This is a genomic window from Mycobacterium sp. 1245499.0 (genome assembly GCF_001673615.1).
In the GTDB taxonomy this organism is placed as follows: Bacteria; Actinomycetota; Actinomycetes; order Mycobacteriales; family Mycobacteriaceae; genus Mycobacterium; species Mycobacterium europaeum_A.
In genome coordinates, this window is the sequence record NZ_LZMG01000213.1 from 1 (window position 1) to 854 (window position 854).

Genomic DNA, 854 nt, shown 5'->3' on the forward strand with positions numbered 1-854 from the left:
ACTTCGCGCTCAAACACCTGAGTTCCCTCAACAAGGCCGCCGCGCTGTGCAGGGCCGCGGTCATGTGCTCGCCGGGGTCGGCGGCGGGCGGCGGCGAATCGAACGGTGTCAGCTTCCAGACGCCGGCCGACGCGCGGGCGTAGGCATACATGGCCGCGGCATCCTGCGCCCACATCCGTTCGATTCGCCGCCGCCCGCCGCCGACCCCGGCGAGCCCGTGGGGGTCACCCCGCCGTCTCGCAACTGGACCCTGACCGTCGCACCGGAGGTCATAACGACTGGCCGACAAGTGATCTCAACCATCTCCGAAGCGCTGGGCGCGCTGTCCACCTCGCCGCTGGCCACCTTTGATACGTCCCTGTTGTCGGCAACGGCGCCGCTGTCCAAGTTGAGCTCGTTGTCGGCACCGGTCGACTTCGCGCTCAAACACCTGAGTTCCCTCAACAAGGCCGCCGCGCTGTGCAGGGCCGCGGTCATGTGCTCGCCGGGGGGCGGCACGAATCACGCGGCGCCCAGGGTGAGCGTCGGGCGCGGCGCGGCGATCGGGATCTTGTCGGTCCCACGGGCGTGGACCCGATCGATGCCGAGCCCGACGTCGCCCAGTTCGCCCGCGACTCCCGTCGATCGAAGCCAGTGAGCCGCCCGCCTGGCACCCGGACGGACAAATATGTTGTCGCAGACGGGTGCCCGCGGGTAGCCGCGTCGACCCGGTAGCCACGCGGACGCTTCCTGCGCCGAGCCGGCGGGTAGTTTGTTTGCCATTGCTGGTGGCGACGGCGGTTGGGGGGTTACGGTCAGGTGATGAGACGGCTTTCGAGTGTCGATGCGGCGTTTTGGTCAGCGGAAACCGCGGG

At 69.2% G+C, this 854-nt stretch carries 1 protein-coding gene and 1 pseudogene; one reads left to right on the forward strand and one right to left on the reverse strand.

Features of this window, described 5'->3' with window-relative positions; genetic code table 11:
* Positions 1 to 73: 73 nt before the first annotated feature.
* Positions 74 to 181, reverse strand: a pseudogene (locus A5646_RS28950) (PPE family protein); the annotation flags it as partial.
* A gap of 108 nt (positions 182 to 289) precedes the next feature.
* Here A5646_RS28950 and A5646_RS12165 point away from each other — a divergent pair.
* Positions 290 to 637 carry a hypothetical protein gene (locus tag A5646_RS12165; RefSeq protein ID WP_231998300.1) on the forward strand — a complete coding sequence of 116 codons (348 nt, stop codon included), beginning with the start codon at positions 290 to 292 and terminating at the stop codon, positions 635 to 637.
* Positions 638 to 854 lie beyond the last annotated feature (217 nt).